Here is a 14,830-nt window from a genome sequence, read left to right as displayed (position 1 = left end):
GAGTTCGCTGATGGCCCCCGACAGCCGCGTGCAGAAATCCAAAGCGGCGGTACTCGCGCAGACCTATGAACTGCTGACGGAGGGCGGCATCGGCGGCGTCAGCATCGAGGAAGTGTCCCGCCGCTCGGGAGTGGCAAAAACCACGATCTACCGGCACTGGCCGTCCAAGGTCGCGCTCCTGCTCGAAGCCTGCTCGACCATCGGCGCCCCACCGGAGACGCCCGACACCGGAAGCCTCGCGGGAGACCTCACCGACCTGGCCGAACGGCTGGCCGAGCAACTACGTACCGCCCGCTGGGCCACCGTCCTGCCCTCGATCATCGACGCCGCCGAACGAGACCCCGACCTAGCCAGCCTGCACACAACCCTCCACGCCGAAATCATGAAACCGTTCACCACGGTCACCGAACGCGCCCAGGCCCGAGGTGAACTCGCAGCGGACCGGGAGCCGGCCGACCTCGTCGCCGCGATCGCCGCGCCCCTCTTCTACCGCCGCTGGTTCTCCCGCGAATCCCTCGACGATGCGGCGATCCACGACATCGTCCGTGACGCACTCACCCAGGCCACGACATAGAGACGGCCGGGACCCGTCCAGCCGCCGACCGGAATCACGGTCAGCGGCATGATCGGATGTCGGCTGATCGTTGCCGACGCGCAGAGCAGCCGGTGGCCGGTTCGCCGACCCGGGTCTCACCCAACGTCGGCAGCCGGACGCGGAGGCCTTCCGAGGGACGCCCGCCGTCAGTCAGCTCGGAGTTACCGCCGGTCGCTGGACCATGCCCGGCGGAGCTTGGACGTCGACCGGCGTACCGAAATCGTCGAGCCGGATCACGACGTTGGTCGGCAAAATACGGGCAGGCTGATGGGCGTTCCGTACCGGTTCAGAGACTTGATAGCTCACCTTCACGATCCGGCGGGTCGCGACGTCGATCTCCACGGTCCCGGCCGTTGTCCGGGAATCCGTGTGGGAAATGTTCTGGTAGCTGAACCGGTACGTGTCGAGGGCGCGTCCTCCTTCGCCGGTGCGGCCGGTGTAGGTGACCTTCCCGGCCTGCCGCAACTCCGCCAGAAGCTCCCGCGGGCTGGCGGAGACCCCTAGCCCCGCAGTCTGGGGTGACTTCCCGAACATCCAGCAGGCCTGGCTGGGGAACCAATGACCTGGCGTAATCACTTCATAGCAGTCCTTGCCGATCTGCCGTTTTTCACTCACCAAGCCTTTTGGACCGATCGGCTGCGACCGGAGATACCCGCGGTCGTGCACAGGGTCGTACTTGCCCTGCTCCGCCGGGATCTTTACCACGGGGTCTGCGGGATCGTCGCCGACGGTCATCTCGACGCTGAGGTGGAAGCTGGTGCGCGCGGTCGTCTGCGCGGCGAGTGCAAGCGGCACTGGACGGAGACCGTCGGACATCGGCCTGGACGCGACCGTAAGAGTCGCGACCAGGCCGGCGACCGCTGTGGTCACCAAGGCCGCGCGGGCGTGTCGGCCGCGCCGCGCGCGGTGGCCGCGGCGCAACAAGCCTGCGACCGGAGCCACCCCGGCCGCATCCGCGTCAGCCAGATCGTGCAACGCGTCTGACAGCGCCTTCTCGCCAATCATCGTAGGAACACCTTTCTCGGCGGCTCGTGTGCGTCCAGCAGTTCGCGGAGCCGGCGCAGCGCCCGCGCGTTCTGACTCTTGACGGTGCCAACGGTGCAGCCCATGGCGGCGGCCGTTTCCCGTTCGGTCAGGTCCTCGTAGTAGCGCAGCACCACGACGGCACGTTGCCGGGCGGGCAGCTGGAGCAGGGCCCGGCGGAGGTCCTCGCGGTACTCGTCGCCCGTCGTTTCCGGTTGCGTCTGATCTGGCGGCGTCTCGACCAGGTACTCGCGGCGCCGGCCCCGCCACCAGCTGATGTTCGCGTTGACCAGGATCCGGCGCAGATACGGATGAGGATCTCCCTTGACCGCGGCGCCGGCCCATCGCACGTAGAGCCGGACCAGACAGTCCTGCAGCAATTCCTCGCCGCGATGGCGGTCACCGCTCAGCAGCCGAGCCAGCCGCAGGTACCGCTCCCAGTTCGCCTCGACGAACGCCACGTACTCGGCATCCCGCGCCATCCACCCGCCTCATCGCCGTCGCCTGCTCCTCCTCCCTACACGCCGCACCACAGGCAATGGTTGTCAATCCGGCGCAGAGAGAACTCGAGAGTCAACGACCAGGCCCGCTGCGCGCCGCGCGCGTCCACAATCAGCGAACGACCGATCTCGACGAACGTCCGCTATCGGCAGATGCGGACCTTTACGCGCGGAACTACCCGGCGGACGCCATCACCATGAGCGACAAACAACCCAGGCAGCGCCTTCTCGACACCGCCCGGCTAGAACAACTTTCCGTCCGAGTCGTCGATCCCCCGCAAAGCGTCGTAATTCAAAACAACACAGCGAATACCGCGATCCAGGGCTAGTACGGACGCCTGGGGCTTGATCTGCTGGGCGGCGAACACCCCGCTCACCGGCGCCAGCAGTGGGTCGCGGTTGAGCAGCTCGAGGTACCGCGTGAGCTGCTCGACACCATCGATCTCGCCGCGCCGCTTGATCTCGACCGCGACGGTCCCGCCGGCTGCGTCCCGGCACAGGATGTCGACCGGCCCGATCGCGGTCGGGTACTCCCGCCGGACCAGCGTGTAGCCCTCGCCGAGCGTCGTGATGTGCTCGGCCAGCAGCCGCTGCAGATCGGCCTCGACGCCGTCCTTCACCAGCCCGGGGTCGACCCCCAGCTCGTGCGAGGAGTCGTGCAGCACCTCGTCGATCGTGATCCGCAGTTCCTCGCCCGCCTTGTTGACGACCGTCCAGACGCCAGGCTGTTCCTCGAGCCGGCACGGCGGGCTCATCCAGTTCAGCGGCTTGTAGGCCCGGTCGTCGGCGTGGATCGACACCGACCCGTCGGCCTTGACCAGCAGCAACCGCGTCGCGGGAGGCAGGTGGGCGGTGAGCCGACCGATGTAGTCGACGGAGCAACGGGCAATGACCAGGCGCACGGCGAGACACGCTAGTCCTTGTCGACCGCCCGGGCACAGCCGCCAGGCCGCCCGGCCACAGCCGCCCGGCCACAGCCGCCGGGCCCGCCCGGGCGCGCCCGCGCGCCCCACTCAGGACGCGGCGAGTCGGGAGGCGGACATCACTGCAGGCAGCAACCCCGCCAGCGCTACGGTCATGTCCGTGAGCGCACCAACCAGTAGATTCGTCAGTCACGTCTTCGGAACCTGGGCCGACCCGCTGGAGGTGCACGCCACCGGCGTCGCACTGCGCGACAAGACCCCGATCACCACGCACTCCCGCTACGGCCGCCGCCACGACCGGCCCGACCCGGTCGAGTTCGTCGAGCGCACGAACGAGGGCCGGGACGACCGCCTGATCGCGCTGCGCGTCGGGCGGATGGTCGCGTCCCCGTTCGCGTTCCTCCGCGGCAGCGCCGGCCTGATGGCCGCCGACCTGGCCCCGACTCCCACGTCCGGCATCACCGCCTGGATCTGCGGTGACGCGCACGCGTCCAACTTCGGCCTGTACGCCTCTCCCGAGCGTCGGCTGGTGATGGACGTCAACGACTTCGACGAGACCGTCGTCGGACCCTGGGAGTGGGATCTCAAGCGTCTGGCGGCCAGCCTGGTGGTGGCCGGCCGCGAGGCCGGCGTCGGCGAAGACCGGGCCCGGGAGGCCGCCTCCGACGCGGCCCGCACCTACCGCGCCGCTCTGCGCGAGCTCTCCCAACTACCTATCTTGGACGCGTTCTACCTGACCACCGACGAGAAGACGATCGATCATTTCGACGTCGATCAGCTCGGCGAGGTGTTCAAGCGGATCGGTAAGAAGGCCCGGAAGAACACCAGCCGTCGCGTCGTCGAGAAGTTCGCCGAGAAGGCCGAGACCGCCCAGTGGCGGTTCGTCGACGCCCCGCCGATCCTGACGCACGTCAGCCCGGCGGTCGAGCAGTCGGTGCTGGACGGGCTCGAGGAGTACGCGGACGGCTGCCTCGACGACGAGCTCAAGGCGCTGCTCCAGCGGTACTCGGTGGCCGACATCGCGCACCGGGTCGTCGGGCTGGGCAGCGTCGGCAGGCGCAGCTACATCGTCCTGCTGCACGGCAACGGCGAGGACGCGCTCGTCCTGCAGGTGAAGGAGGCCGGTCCGTCCGCACTGGCGCCGTACGTGGCCGCGACGCCGTACGCCCACAACGGCGAGCGGATCGTCCGCGGGCAACGCTGGATGCAGACGGTCAGCGACATCCTGCTCGGCTGGACGACGGTCGACGGCCGGCCGTTCCTGGTCCGGCAGTTCCGTGACATGAAGGGCAGCATCGACCCGGTGCTGCTCAAGCCGAACCAGCTCGACGACTACGCCCGCGTGGTCGGGGCCGTGCTGGCGCGGTCGCACGCGCAATCGGCCGATCCGCGGCTGCTGAGCGGCTACGTGGACGGTCCGCTGGGCGCCGGCGACGGCGAGCCGTTCGACGACGCGGTCGCGTCGTTCGCGGTCGCTTACGCCGATCAGACCGAAGCCGACCACGACGCGCTGGCCGCCGCGGTGCGGCTCGGACGCCTCCCGGCGGAGATCGTACCGTCCGAGTGAGGGGCGCGGGCCGGGGCCGGTCGCGTCGACACCGGGACGCGGGCGTGCCACGCTCGTGCGCATGACGTCCGATCCGTTCCAGAGCCGAGTGCCTCCGCTGCCGATGCCCGGCCCGCCGGTGCCGCCGCCGGCACCCGCGCCGGTCCCGGTGCCCCCACCCGGTCCGGGGCCGTTCCCGGGTCCCGGGCCGGAGCCCTCGCCCGAGCCCGGACCGTCACCGCTCCCGCCCGACCCGGAGCCCCAGCCCAACCCCGAGCCGGTCCCGCCCCCGTCCTAGGTTCTGACCTGGAGCCCGTCCAGGACGACGCTGCCGATCGGGCGCGATGACGCCGCGTATAGCCTGAATACTCAAGTCGTCGCGCCCGCTCGGCAGCGTCGTTCTGGACGGGCCGTGCAACTGTGGAAGCGTGCTGGAATTCTTGACGGGTACTGGGCTCGCGGCCTCGTCCGGTCTCAACGCCTACATCCCGTTGCTGACGCTCGGGGTGCTCTCCCGCTTCACCGACACCGTCAGCCTGCCGGCCGGCTGGCAGTGGCTCGACAGCGGCTGGGCGCTGCTGGTCCTCGCGCTCCTGCTGGCCGTCGAGACGGTGGCCGACAAGGTGCCGGTCGTCGACTCGCTGAACGACGTCCTGCAGACGGTCGTGCGCCCCACCGCGGGCGGCCTGGCATTCGGCGCCACCGCCACGTCCGACGCGGTCACGGTCAGCGACCCGGGCAGCTTCGTCGCGCACGGCGCCTGGGTGCCGATCGCGGTCGGCGTCGTGCTGGCGCTCGTCGTCCACGCCGGAAAGGCCACTGCCCGCCCCGCGCTCAACGGGGCCAGCGCCGGTTTCGCCGCACCGGTGGTGAGCGTCCTGGAAGACGTCGCGAGCATCGGGCTCTCGCTGCTGGCGCTGCTCGCGCCGCTGCTCGTCGTCGTGGTGCTGGCCGCGATGGTGGCGGTCTTCGTCTGGGCGTTCCGGAAGATCCGCGCCCGGCGCCGCCGCAAGACCGCCCGGAATCTGGCCGCCCAGAGTGCCACTATTCGGACCGATACCTCGCTTAGGTAACATATTGGACAGCTCATTCCTCGAGGTGTAGCCGCCGCGGAATCGACGTGTCACGGTCAGCTGGCCGGGTACTGCGTGCCCGGTCAGAACCGGCAGGGGGGTCCGATGGAGATCGACATCGTCAGCGTGCCGTTCAGCGCATCCGGGCGCGCGGGGGGCGCCTCGGCCGCGCCGGCAGCCGTCCACGCCCAGGGCCTGGTCGGGCGCGTCCGTGCGGCCTTGCCGTCCGGCTGGACGCCGCACGAGCCCGAGCCGGTCGAGGTCGGCGATCGGTCGCTGACCCGCAACGTCGAAACCGGTCTGCTCAACGAGCTGGCTCTCGCCGCGATGATCGACGGCGTCGCCGACGCGGTCTCCGCGAGCCACGCCGAGGGCAACCTGCCGCTCCTGCTCGGGGGCGACAACCCGATCCTGCTCGGCGGTCTGGTCGCGACCGGGCACCGTCCCGAGGGGCCGACCGGGCTCTTCGTGCTGTCCGGGCGCGAGTGTGCGTGGCCGCCGGACAAGTCGCCGACCGGCGTCGCGTCCGACTGCACGCTCGGCCTGGCCCTGCTCGCGCAGACGAACGCCGTGCTCTCCAACGGACTGTCCCGGCGGCTGCCGCTGGTGCCACCGGGCGCCGTCGCGGTCCTGGGCACCCGAGACGGCGCCGAACTCGCCGCCGCGGGCATCCCGTCGCTCTCCGGCAGCATCCGGATCCGGTCCGGCGAAGACCTCGGGCTGGCCGGCCCGCACCCGGTGCCCGGTGCGGCGCTGGTCCGGCACGCGATCGAGGCGATCGAGCACATCCGGCGCACCGGCCAGCAGTGGTGGCTCCACGTCGACCTGAGCGTGCTCTCCGAGCAGGCCCTGCCGGCCACCGACCGGCCGCTGCCGGGCGGGCTGAACTGGGAGCAGCTCGCCGCGCTGACCAGAGCCGCGCTGGGGGCGCCCGGCCTGGTCGGATGGAGCGTCGCCGGCTACAACCCCGACTCCGACTACGAGCGGCGCAGCGCGGCCGCGCTCGCCGACTACCTGGTCGAGACGGTCAGCGCGCTTCCCCCGTCCGGCCGGGTCGCGTCCGCGAGCAACGGGATGCTCCGGGGCTCCGCACTGGACGCGCTGGCCGAACGATCCAACGACGAGGAGCCTCAGACCGTAGCGAGCCCGTGAACCTCCGCGATCACCGTCACGATCTCGTCCATGATCTCGTTGAGCCCGTAGTCCTTCGGCGTGAACACCCGCGCGACGCCCGCGGCTTTCAGCATCACCGCGTCGTCCGCCGGGATGATGCCGCCGACGATCACCGGGACGTCGTCCAGACCGGCCGCGCGGAGGCCGTCGATCACGGCCGGTACCGCCAGCGCGTGCGCGCCCGACAGAATCGACAGCCCGACCACGTGCACGTCCTCGGCGACCGCGGCCGCGACGATCTGCGCCGGGGTCAGGCGGATGCCCTGGTAGACGACCTCGAACCCGGCGTCCCGGGCTCGAACGGCGATCTGCTCGGCGCCGTTGGAGTGCCCGTCCAGGCCGGGCTTTCCGACGAGCATCCGCAGCCGCCCACCCAGTTCTTCGCCGGTACGCCGTACCCGCTCGCGCACCGCGCCCAGTGCCGACGCCGTCTCCGCGCCGGGGGTCGACGCGGCCGCCGCCGACACGCCGGTCGGCGCCCGGTACTCGCCGAACACGTCACGGAGCACGTCGGCCCACTCCCCCGTCGTGACGCCCGCCCGCACGCAGGCGATCGTCGGCTCCATCAGGTTCGTGCCATTCTTCGCCGCGTCGGCCAGCGCCGCCAGCGTGGCGTCCACCGCGGTTCGATCACGGTCGGCCTTCCAGGCCGCGAGCCGGTCGCGCGCCGTCTCCTCGACGTCGGGGTCGACGGTGAAGATCGCCTTCTCGGTACCGCCTCCCGCCGTCAGCGGGCTCGGCTCGGTCTCGGTGTACTCGTTGACGCCGACGATGATGTCTTCGCCTGCCTCCACCCGGGCCCGGCGCTCGGCCAGCGAGCGCACGAGTTCGCCCTTCATGTAGCCGGACTCGATCGCCGCGACCGCGCCGCCCCGGTCCTCTACCCGGGCGATCTCCGCCCGCGCACCGTCCATGATCGACGCGACCTTCACCTCGACGACCCGGGAGCCGTCGAACAGGTCCTCGTACTCCAGCAGGTCACTCTCGAACGCGAGCACCTGCTGCATGCGCAGCGCCCACTGCTGGTCCCAGGGCCGGGGCAGGCCGAGCGCCTCGTTCCAGGCCGGCAGCTGCACGGCCCGGGCCCGCGCGTTGCGCGAGAGCGTCACGCCGAGCATCTCCAGCACGATGCGTTGGACGTTGTTCTCCGGCTGGGCCTCGGTGAGGCCGAGCGAGTTCACCTGCACGCCGTACCGGAACCGCCGGTGCTTGGGATCTTCGACGCCGTACCGCGAAAGGGTGATCTCGTCCCAGAGCTGCGCGAACGCCCGCAGCTTGCACATCTCCTCGACGAACCGCATGCCGGCGTTCACGAAGAACGAGATGCGCGCGACGACGTCACCCATCCGCTCCGGCGGCACCTGGCCGGAGTCGCGGACCGCGTCGAGCACGGCGATCGCGGTGGACAGCGCGTACGCCACCTCCTGCACCGGCGTCGCACCGGCCTCCTGCAGGTGGTACGAGCAGATGTTGATCGGGTTCCACTTCGGCAGGTGGACGACCGTGTGGGCGATCGTGTCGGTGATCAGCCGCAGGCTCGGCGCCGGGGGAAACACGTAGGTGCCGCGGGACAGGTACTCCTTGATGATGTCGTTCTGGGTCGTGCCGGTGAGGTCGTCGAGGGCGGCGCCTTGCTCGATCGCGACGACCTCGTAGAGCGCGAGCAGCCACATCGCGGTCGCGTTGATCGTCATCGACGTGTTCATCCGGTCCAGCGGGATGCCGTCGAAGAGCGCCCGGGCGTCGCCGATGTGCGAGATCGGCACGCCGACCTTGCCCACCTCCCCGGCGGCCAGTTCGTGGTCGGGGTCGTAGCCGGTCTGCGTCGGTAGATCGAACGCGACCGACAGACCGGTCTGCCCTTTGGCCAGGTTGCGCCGGTACAGCGCGTTGGAGGCGGCCGCCGACGAGTGGCCGGCGTACGTCCGCATCACCCACGGGCGATCGCGCTCCGGCGAGGACGGGTACGGCATCAGGCACCTCCGACGTCGGTGCCGCGAATTCTACTGACGGGTAACCGATCCGCGGCGATGACGCACGCCACAAGCGGCCAGGTGAATCGGATCAGATGAACACCGCGGGCACCTCGTGGCGCAACACGCGGCTCAGGCCGGTCGCCCGCAGGAGCCGGGCCACCCGCAGCGGGACGTCCCGGAGCAGCAGTTCCCGCTGCGCTCCGGCGGCCCGGCGCTCCACCCCGAGCAGCATGCCGAGCCCGGTGGCGTCGACGGTCTGCACCGCACCCAGATCCAGGACGAGCGGGCCGGACCCGGAGCCGATGGCCTCGTCCAGACGACCACGCAACGCCCCCACCGTGGTCGCGTCGAGCCGGGAGCCGGCGGTGACGATCTGGTCCATCCGGAATCCCCTCCGCGAACAGCGTGTCAGCACGCATTATCACCTATTCACGACAATACGGGTGTACGTAACTGCAGCCTCTTGGCCGTCGTCAGCACGGCTCCCGGCTGGCACACTGGGGGCGTGACGGGTGTCGTGGCTCCAGTCGTCGCTCTCTTGGTGGTGGCGTTCCTGGCTTTGCTGTTGCGGTGGACGTACGGAACCCAGCGGGCCATCGGCCCGTCTCCGGACGGGAAGAGCACCGATTACGGTCTCCTCCACGAGGTCGCGGTCGCGCCCTCACGGGGCGAGGCAAACGCGCTGCGCGCCGTGTTGTCGGACGCCAACATCCGATCCACCACCGCCGATGCCGGGCGGGGTCGCGTCCGGGTACTCGTGTTCGCCGCTGATGTGGAGCAGGCCCGGGCCCTGGTCGGGCCCGGCACCTACTGAGACCGGCTCAGACGGTCGTGAACTCCTCGTCTTCGACCTTGATGCGCTCGATCGTCGCGCCCAGGCCACGCATCTGGCTGAGGAAGTCGGGGTAGCCCCGGTCGATGTGGAACGCGTCCGCCACCTCGGTGACGCCGTCCGCACGCAGACCCGCGATCACCAGCCCGACGCCGGCCCGGATGTCGGTGGCCTTCACCGGGGCACCCGACAGCCAGTGCTTCCCGCGGACGACCGCGTGGTGGCCGTCGGTGCGCACGTCGGCACCGAGGCGCAGCATCTCGTTGATGAACATGAACCGGGCGTCGAACACGTTCTCGGTCACCATCGACGGGCCGTCGGCCACCGCGCCCAGCGTGATCGCCATCGGCAGCATGTCGGTCGCGAAGCCGGGGTAGGGCAGCGTGACGATGTCGACGGCCTTCGGGCGCCGGTCCATCCGGACCCGGAAGCCCTCGTTGGGCTGCATCGGGTCGAGCAGATCGATGTGCGCACCGGCCTGGTTGAGCTTGTCGAGCGCGATCTCCAGATGCCGCGGCTCGCCCCGCCGGACCGTGATGTCGCCCTGGGTGATCGCCGCGGCGAACGCCCAGGTACCGGACACGATGCGGTCGGGCACCGTGCGGTGGGTGACCGGACGGAGTTCTTCGACACCCTCGATCTCGAGCGTCGACGTGCCCGCCCCGGAGATCTCGGCGCCCATCTCCTTGAGCATCGAGCAGATGTCGACGATGTCGGGCTCGCGGGCCGCGTTGTCGATCACCGTGGTGCCCTTGGCCAGGACGGCGGCCATCAGGATGTTCTCGGTCGCGCCGACGCTCGGGAAGTCGAGCCAGATGCGCGCGCCGTGCAGCCGGGACGCCCGGGCCACGACGAAGCCGTGCTCGCTGGTGATCTCGGCGCCCATCCGCTCGAGACCGGCGATGTGGTAATCGAGACCACGCGAACCGATCGCGTCACCACCCGGGTGCGGCACCCGCACCTCGCCCCGGCGGGCCAGCAACGGGCCCAGCACGTTGATCGACGCCCGCATCCGCCGGACCAGATTGTAGTCGGCCTCGGTACCGGGCACGGCGGGCACGTCGATCGTCAGCGTGTCGCCCTCGAGCGCCGCTTCGCAGCCGAGACGCCGGAGCACCTCGCTCATGATGGTGACGTCGAGAATGCGGGGAACGTTCGTCAGAACGGTCTGCCCCTCGACGAGCAGCGATGCCGCCATCAGCTTGAGGACGCTGTTCTTGGCGCCGCTGACCGTGACCTCACCGATAAGTGGGGTCCCACCTGTCACACGAAAAAGCTCCACCCGGCCATCGTACGGGTCCCGAGGGAGTGGTCCGTGTCATGTCCACAACGGTCCGACCGTCCGGAGGATGACCAGTGCCTATGCTCGGAGGATGGCCGTACACCTGACCCGCATCTATACGAAAACCGGCGATTCCGGTACGACCAACCTGGGCGACATGAGCCGGGTGCCGAAGACGCATCCCCGGATCGGGGCTTACGCCGACGTGAACGAATCCAACGCGGTGATCGGCGTCGCCCTGGCGCTGGGGCAGCTCTCCGGCGAGGTCGGCGACGTCCTCAAGGCAGTGCAGAACGATCTGTTCGACGTCGGAGCAGACCTGGCGACGCCGGTCGCCCAGACGCCGAAGTACCCGCCGCTGCGGGTGACCGAGGCGCAGGTCGAGCGCCTCGAAGGCTGGTGCGACGAGTTCAACGGACGGCTGCCCAAACTCGACAGCTTCATCCTCCCCGGCGGGACGCCCGGCGCGGCGCTGCTCCACCAGGCCACCACTGTCGTCCGGCGCGCCGAGCGCTCGACCTGGACGCTGCTGGAAGCCGAGCCGGAGACCACCCACGAGAAGCCGGCCAAGTACCTCAACCGGCTCTCCGACCTGCTGTTCATCCTGTCCCGGATCGCCAACCCCGGCGGCGACGTGCTCTGGCGTCCCGGCGGGGCCACCGCGCCGTGACCTGGCGCCCTGGCCGGGCCGCCGAGTACAGCTAACGCGTGGGGAACGAGCCGGGCGCGGCGGATTCCAGCCACGAGAGAAACCCGGTCAGCGCGGAACCGCTCATCGCGAGTTCCACCGGGCCGGTTCGATCGGTGCACTCCAGCACCACCGAGCCGGTCAGCAACGCGAGCGTCTCCTGCTCGCTGGGGTCGCGGCGGCCGACCACGACGAGTTCGCGACGAGTCAGCACCCGCCGCGGCCACGGGCTGAAACTGAAGAGGCGGTACCACCGGAGCTGGTCACCGGCGAACCGCGCCAGCCCGAGCGCCCACCCACGGCCCATACGCGCCCGGTAGAGACGGACCGACAGCTCGACCGCGCCGCTCCTGGCGATGAGCAACCGGCGGACGAACAGCACCGCCAGCAAGACGAAGACCAACGCGAGTAGCAGAGCAACCGCTTCGAACACGGTGGCCATGGAACGCGCTCCCCGTACCTGCTCCGGGCCTCAGTACTGCCCGGCGCGAGAACCCTCGGGGGTACTCACGTTCTCCGCCAGTACCGAGACACCCTCGTTCGAGACCGACAGGAACCCGCCGTGAACGGTCCACCGGTGCTCGCCGTCGGCGCTGCGCACCAGCACCTCACCGGGATCGACGAGTTCGCCGAGCAGCGGTGTGTGCCCCGGCATGATCGCGAGTTCACCCTCGGTGGTGCGGGCGATCAGGATCGACGCCTCACCGGACCAGATCTGCTCCTCGACCGACACGACCTCGACGTGAAGCTCGGCCACCACTGCTCCTTAACGTTCGTGGGGGTGCGGGCCCCGGGCCGGAGCCCGGGACCCGCGGTGAAACAGCGAGTCTCACTCCTTGGCGAGCTCGGCCGCCTTCTTCTCCACGTCCTCGAGACCGCCGCACATGAAGAACGCCTGCTCCGGGAACTTGTCGAGCTCGCCGGCGGCAATCGCCTTGAAGGCCTCGATGGTGTCCTTGACCGGAACGGTCGAGCCCGGGATACCGGTGAACTGCTCGGCCGCGTAGGTGTTCTGCGACAGGAACCGCTCGATCCGGCGGGCCCGGCCGACGAGGAGCTTGTCCTCTTCGGAGAGCTCGTCGATACCGAGGATCGCGATGATGTCCTGGAGCTCCTTGTACCGCTGGAGGATCTCCTTGGTGCGGCTCGCGACCCGGTAGTGCTCCTCGCCGACGTAACGCGCGTCGAGGATCCGGGACGTCGAGTCCAGCGGGTCGATGGCCGGGTAGATGCCCTTGTCGGAGATCGCCCGTGACAGCGTGGTGGTCGCGTCGAGGTGCGCGAACACCGTGTGCGGCGCCGGGTCGGTGATGTCGTCCGCGGGGACGTAGATCGCCTGCATCGAGGTGATCGAGTGACCACGCGTCGACGTGATGCGCTCCTGCAGCTCGCCCATCTCGTCGGCCAGCGTCGGCTGGTAACCGACGGCCGACGGCATGCGTCCGAGCAGCGTCGACACCTCGGAACCGGCCTGCGTGAACCGGAAAATGTTGTCGACGAACAGCAGCACGTCCTGGTTCTGGACGTCGCGGAAGTACTCCGCCATCGTGAGCGCGGCCAGCGCGACCCGGAGACGGGTGCCCGGCGGCTCGTCCATCTGACCGAAGACCAGCGCGGTCTTCTCGAGCACGCCGCTCTCGTCCATCTCCAGGATGAGGTCGTTGCCCTCGCGGGTGCGCTCGCCGACACCGGCGAACACCGACACACCACCGAAGTTGTTGGCAACGCGGATGATCATCTCCTGGATGAGCACCGTCTTGCCCACACCGGCACCGCCGAAGAGGCCGATCTTTCCGCCTCGCACGTACGGGGTCAGCAGGTCGATCGCCTTCAGACCGGTCTCGAAGACCTCGGTCTTGCTCTCGAGCTGGTCGAACGGGGGCGGGTCGCGGTGGATGCCCCAGCGCTCGGTGACCTCGAGCGTCTCGCCCTCCTCGAGGTTGAGGCACTCGCCGAGGGCGTTGAACACCTTGCCCTTGGTGATGTCGCCGACCGGGACGGTGATCGCGTCGCCGGTGTCGATGACCTCGGCGCCGCGGACCAGGCCGTCGGTCGGCTGCATCGAGATCGTCCGGACCACGCTGTCACCCAGGTGCTGGGCGACCTCGAGGGTCAGCGTCTTCTCGATGCTCTCCGCGTCCACCTGGACCTTCAGAGCGTTGAACAGGTCGGGAATCGCGTTCTTGGGGAACTCGACGTCGACGACGGGGCCGCGCACGCTTACGACGCGGCCGCTGGCGGCCTCGGACTGCGTCCCGGCCGTGTTCTCAACAGTGGTGGCAGTCATCAGTCGTCACTTCCTGCAGCAGCGAGGGCGTTGGAGCCACCAACGATCTCGCTGATCTCCTGGGTGATCTGGGCCTGGCGTGCCGCGTTGGCTTCGCGGCTGAGGCTCTTGACGAGGTCGTCGGCGTTGTCGCTCGCCGACTTCATCGCCTGCCGGCGTGCTGCCGACTCCGAGGCCGCGGACTCCAGAAGAGCCGCGTAGATGCGGGTGTTGAGGTACTTCGGGAGCAGAGCCGACAGCAGCTGCTCGGGCTCCGGCTCGAACTCGTAGATCGGCCGGGGACCCTCGGGGTGTTCCTGTTCCGAGACGTCCATCGGCGCGAACCGGTGCGCGACCGGACGCTGGGTGATCATCGAAACCAGGTCGGTCGAGACCAGGTGCAGTTCGTCGACCCCCTGGACGCCGTCGAGACCCGGGCCGTCGAGCGTGTCGTCGGCACCGGCCACGAAGGTCTGCACGAGGAACTCGCCGACCTCCTTGGCGTCGTCGAAGTCGGGCGACTCGGAGAAGCCCGTCCACGACCGCTCGATGTCGCGGTTGCGGAAGCGGTAGTACGCGGCGCCCTTGCGGCCGATCACGTACAGCACCGGCTCCTGGCCCTCGGACCGGACCTGGGCCACGAGCTGCTCGGCCCGGCGGAGCACGTTCGCGTTGTACCCGCCGGCCAGGCCGCGGTCACTGGTGATGACCAGGATCCCGACCCGCTTGACGTGCTCACGAGCGGTCAGCAGCGGGTGATCGAGCTCCGAGGAGTTCGTCGCCAGCGCGGTCAGCACCCGGGTGATCTCGTCCTTGTAGGGACGGGACGCCTCGACCCGGGCGCGCGCCTTCGCGATCCGCGAGGTGGCGATGAGCTCCTGCGCCTTGGTGATCTTCTGGGTCTGCCGGACGGACTTGATCCGGCGACGCAGCACCCGAAGCGAGGCGGCCAA

General features: G+C 69.8%; 16 protein-coding genes. 6 read left to right on the top strand and 10 right to left on the bottom strand.

Features of this window, described 5'->3' with window-relative positions; translation table 11 throughout:
* Positions 1-10 precede the first annotated feature (10 nt).
* Positions 11-574 carry a TetR/AcrR family transcriptional regulator gene (locus ACIBZJ_RS23870; RefSeq protein WP_395933057.1) on the top strand — a complete coding sequence of 188 codons (564 nt, stop codon included), beginning with the start codon at positions 11-13 and terminating at the stop codon, positions 572-574.
* Positions 575-745: 171 nt separating this feature from the next.
* On the opposite strand, the gene ACIBZJ_RS23865 is transcribed toward ACIBZJ_RS23870, so the two are convergent.
* From ACIBZJ_RS23865 to nucS, 3 genes are all read right to left on the bottom strand, one after another.
* Positions 746-1,600, bottom strand: a complete 855-nt coding sequence (locus ACIBZJ_RS23865) for a hypothetical protein (protein WP_395933055.1) — start codon at positions 1,598-1,600, stop codon at positions 746-748.
* Entirely contained in the window at positions 1,597-2,100 is a 504-nt protein-coding gene (locus ACIBZJ_RS23860) for a SigE family RNA polymerase sigma factor (RefSeq protein WP_395933053.1), read from the bottom strand. The genes ACIBZJ_RS23865 and ACIBZJ_RS23860 overlap by 4 nt, the downstream gene beginning before the upstream one ends.
* A gap of 260 nt (positions 2,101-2,360) precedes the next feature.
* The gene (gene nucS, locus ACIBZJ_RS23855) at positions 2,361-3,020 is read right to left on the bottom strand and encodes an endonuclease NucS (protein ID WP_395933051.1); all 660 of its coding nucleotides are present in this window, start codon (positions 3,018-3,020) and stop codon (positions 2,361-2,363) included.
* 175 nt (positions 3,021-3,195) lie between these two features.
* On the opposite strand from nucS, the gene ACIBZJ_RS23850 reads away from it, so the two are divergent.
* The 3 genes from ACIBZJ_RS23850 to ACIBZJ_RS23840 all read left to right on the top strand — a co-directional run bounded on the left by ACIBZJ_RS23850 (position 3,196) and on the right by ACIBZJ_RS23840 (position 6,812).
* A complete protein-coding gene (locus tag ACIBZJ_RS23850) occupies positions 3,196-4,608 on the top strand; it encodes a DUF2252 domain-containing protein (protein WP_395933049.1) in 1,413 nt (470 codons plus the stop codon).
* Positions 4,609-5,015: 407 nt separating this feature from the next.
* The gene (locus ACIBZJ_RS23845; RefSeq protein ID WP_395933047.1) at positions 5,016-5,660 is read left to right on the top strand and encodes a DUF4126 domain-containing protein; all 645 of its coding nucleotides are present in this window, start codon (positions 5,016-5,018) and stop codon (positions 5,658-5,660) included.
* Positions 5,661-5,765: 105 nt separating this feature from the next.
* Positions 5,766-6,812 carry an arginase family protein gene (locus ACIBZJ_RS23840; protein ID WP_395933045.1) on the top strand — a complete coding sequence of 349 codons (1,047 nt, stop codon included), beginning with the start codon at positions 5,766-5,768 and terminating at the stop codon, positions 6,810-6,812.
* Here the strand turns inward: ACIBZJ_RS23840 and ACIBZJ_RS23835 are convergent.
* Together ACIBZJ_RS23835 and ACIBZJ_RS23830 are read right to left on the bottom strand one after the other, a co-directional pair.
* The gene (locus ACIBZJ_RS23835; RefSeq protein WP_395933043.1) at positions 6,791-8,806 is read right to left on the bottom strand and encodes a protein meaA; all 2,016 of its coding nucleotides are present in this window, start codon (positions 8,804-8,806) and stop codon (positions 6,791-6,793) included. The genes ACIBZJ_RS23840 and ACIBZJ_RS23835 overlap by 22 nt on opposite strands.
* A 91-nt stretch (positions 8,807-8,897) precedes the next feature.
* Positions 8,898-9,191: an STAS domain-containing protein gene (locus ACIBZJ_RS23830; RefSeq protein ID WP_395933041.1), complete on the bottom strand. Its 294-nt coding sequence runs from the start codon at positions 9,189-9,191 to the stop codon at positions 8,898-8,900.
* Between the two features lie 123 nt (positions 9,192-9,314).
* On the opposite strand from ACIBZJ_RS23830, the gene ACIBZJ_RS23825 reads away from it, so the two are divergent.
* Positions 9,315-9,623 carry a hypothetical protein gene (locus ACIBZJ_RS23825; protein WP_395933039.1) on the top strand — a complete coding sequence of 103 codons (309 nt, stop codon included), beginning with the start codon at positions 9,315-9,317 and terminating at the stop codon, positions 9,621-9,623.
* Between the two features lie 7 nt (positions 9,624-9,630).
* Here the strand turns inward: ACIBZJ_RS23825 and murA are convergent, their stop codons facing one another.
* Positions 9,631-10,923 (bottom strand): UDP-N-acetylglucosamine 1-carboxyvinyltransferase, encoded by a 1,293-nt coding sequence (gene murA, locus ACIBZJ_RS23820; protein WP_395933037.1) that lies wholly within the window; start codon positions 10,921-10,923, stop codon positions 9,631-9,633.
* Between the two features lie 91 nt (positions 10,924-11,014).
* Here murA and ACIBZJ_RS23815 point away from each other — a divergent pair, with 91 nt between their 5' ends.
* Positions 11,015-11,593, top strand: coding sequence for a cob(I)yrinic acid a,c-diamide adenosyltransferase (locus ACIBZJ_RS23815; RefSeq protein ID WP_395933035.1), 579 nt, complete (start codon positions 11,015-11,017; stop codon positions 11,591-11,593).
* A gap of 31 nt (positions 11,594-11,624) precedes the next feature.
* Here ACIBZJ_RS23815 and ACIBZJ_RS23810 read toward each other — a convergent pair whose 3' ends face one another.
* From ACIBZJ_RS23810 to ACIBZJ_RS23795, 4 genes are all read right to left on the bottom strand, one after another.
* Positions 11,625-12,053: a DUF2550 domain-containing protein gene (locus ACIBZJ_RS23810; RefSeq protein ID WP_395933033.1), complete on the bottom strand. Its 429-nt coding sequence runs from the start codon at positions 12,051-12,053 to the stop codon at positions 11,625-11,627.
* A gap of 30 nt (positions 12,054-12,083) precedes the next feature.
* Positions 12,084-12,371: a F0F1 ATP synthase subunit epsilon gene (locus ACIBZJ_RS23805; protein ID WP_395933031.1), complete on the bottom strand. Its 288-nt coding sequence runs from the start codon at positions 12,369-12,371 to the stop codon at positions 12,084-12,086.
* Positions 12,372-12,440: 69 nt separating this feature from the next.
* A complete protein-coding gene (gene atpD, locus ACIBZJ_RS23800) occupies positions 12,441-13,898 on the bottom strand; it encodes a F0F1 ATP synthase subunit beta (RefSeq protein ID WP_395933029.1) in 1,458 nt (485 codons plus the stop codon).
* The gene (locus tag ACIBZJ_RS23795) at positions 13,898-14,830 is read right to left on the bottom strand and encodes a F0F1 ATP synthase subunit gamma (RefSeq protein WP_395933027.1); all 933 of its coding nucleotides are present in this window, start codon (positions 14,828-14,830) and stop codon (positions 13,898-13,900) included. The genes atpD and ACIBZJ_RS23795 overlap by 1 nt, the downstream gene beginning before the upstream one ends.

Origin of the sequence: Cryptosporangium sp. NPDC051539 (genome assembly GCF_044454545.1) — a bacterium.
Taxonomy (GTDB): domain Bacteria; phylum Actinomycetota; class Actinomycetes; order Mycobacteriales; family Cryptosporangiaceae; genus Cryptosporangium.
The sequence above is the reverse complement of the archived record's forward strand: the minus strand, read 5'-3'. Positions and strand labels throughout refer to the sequence as shown.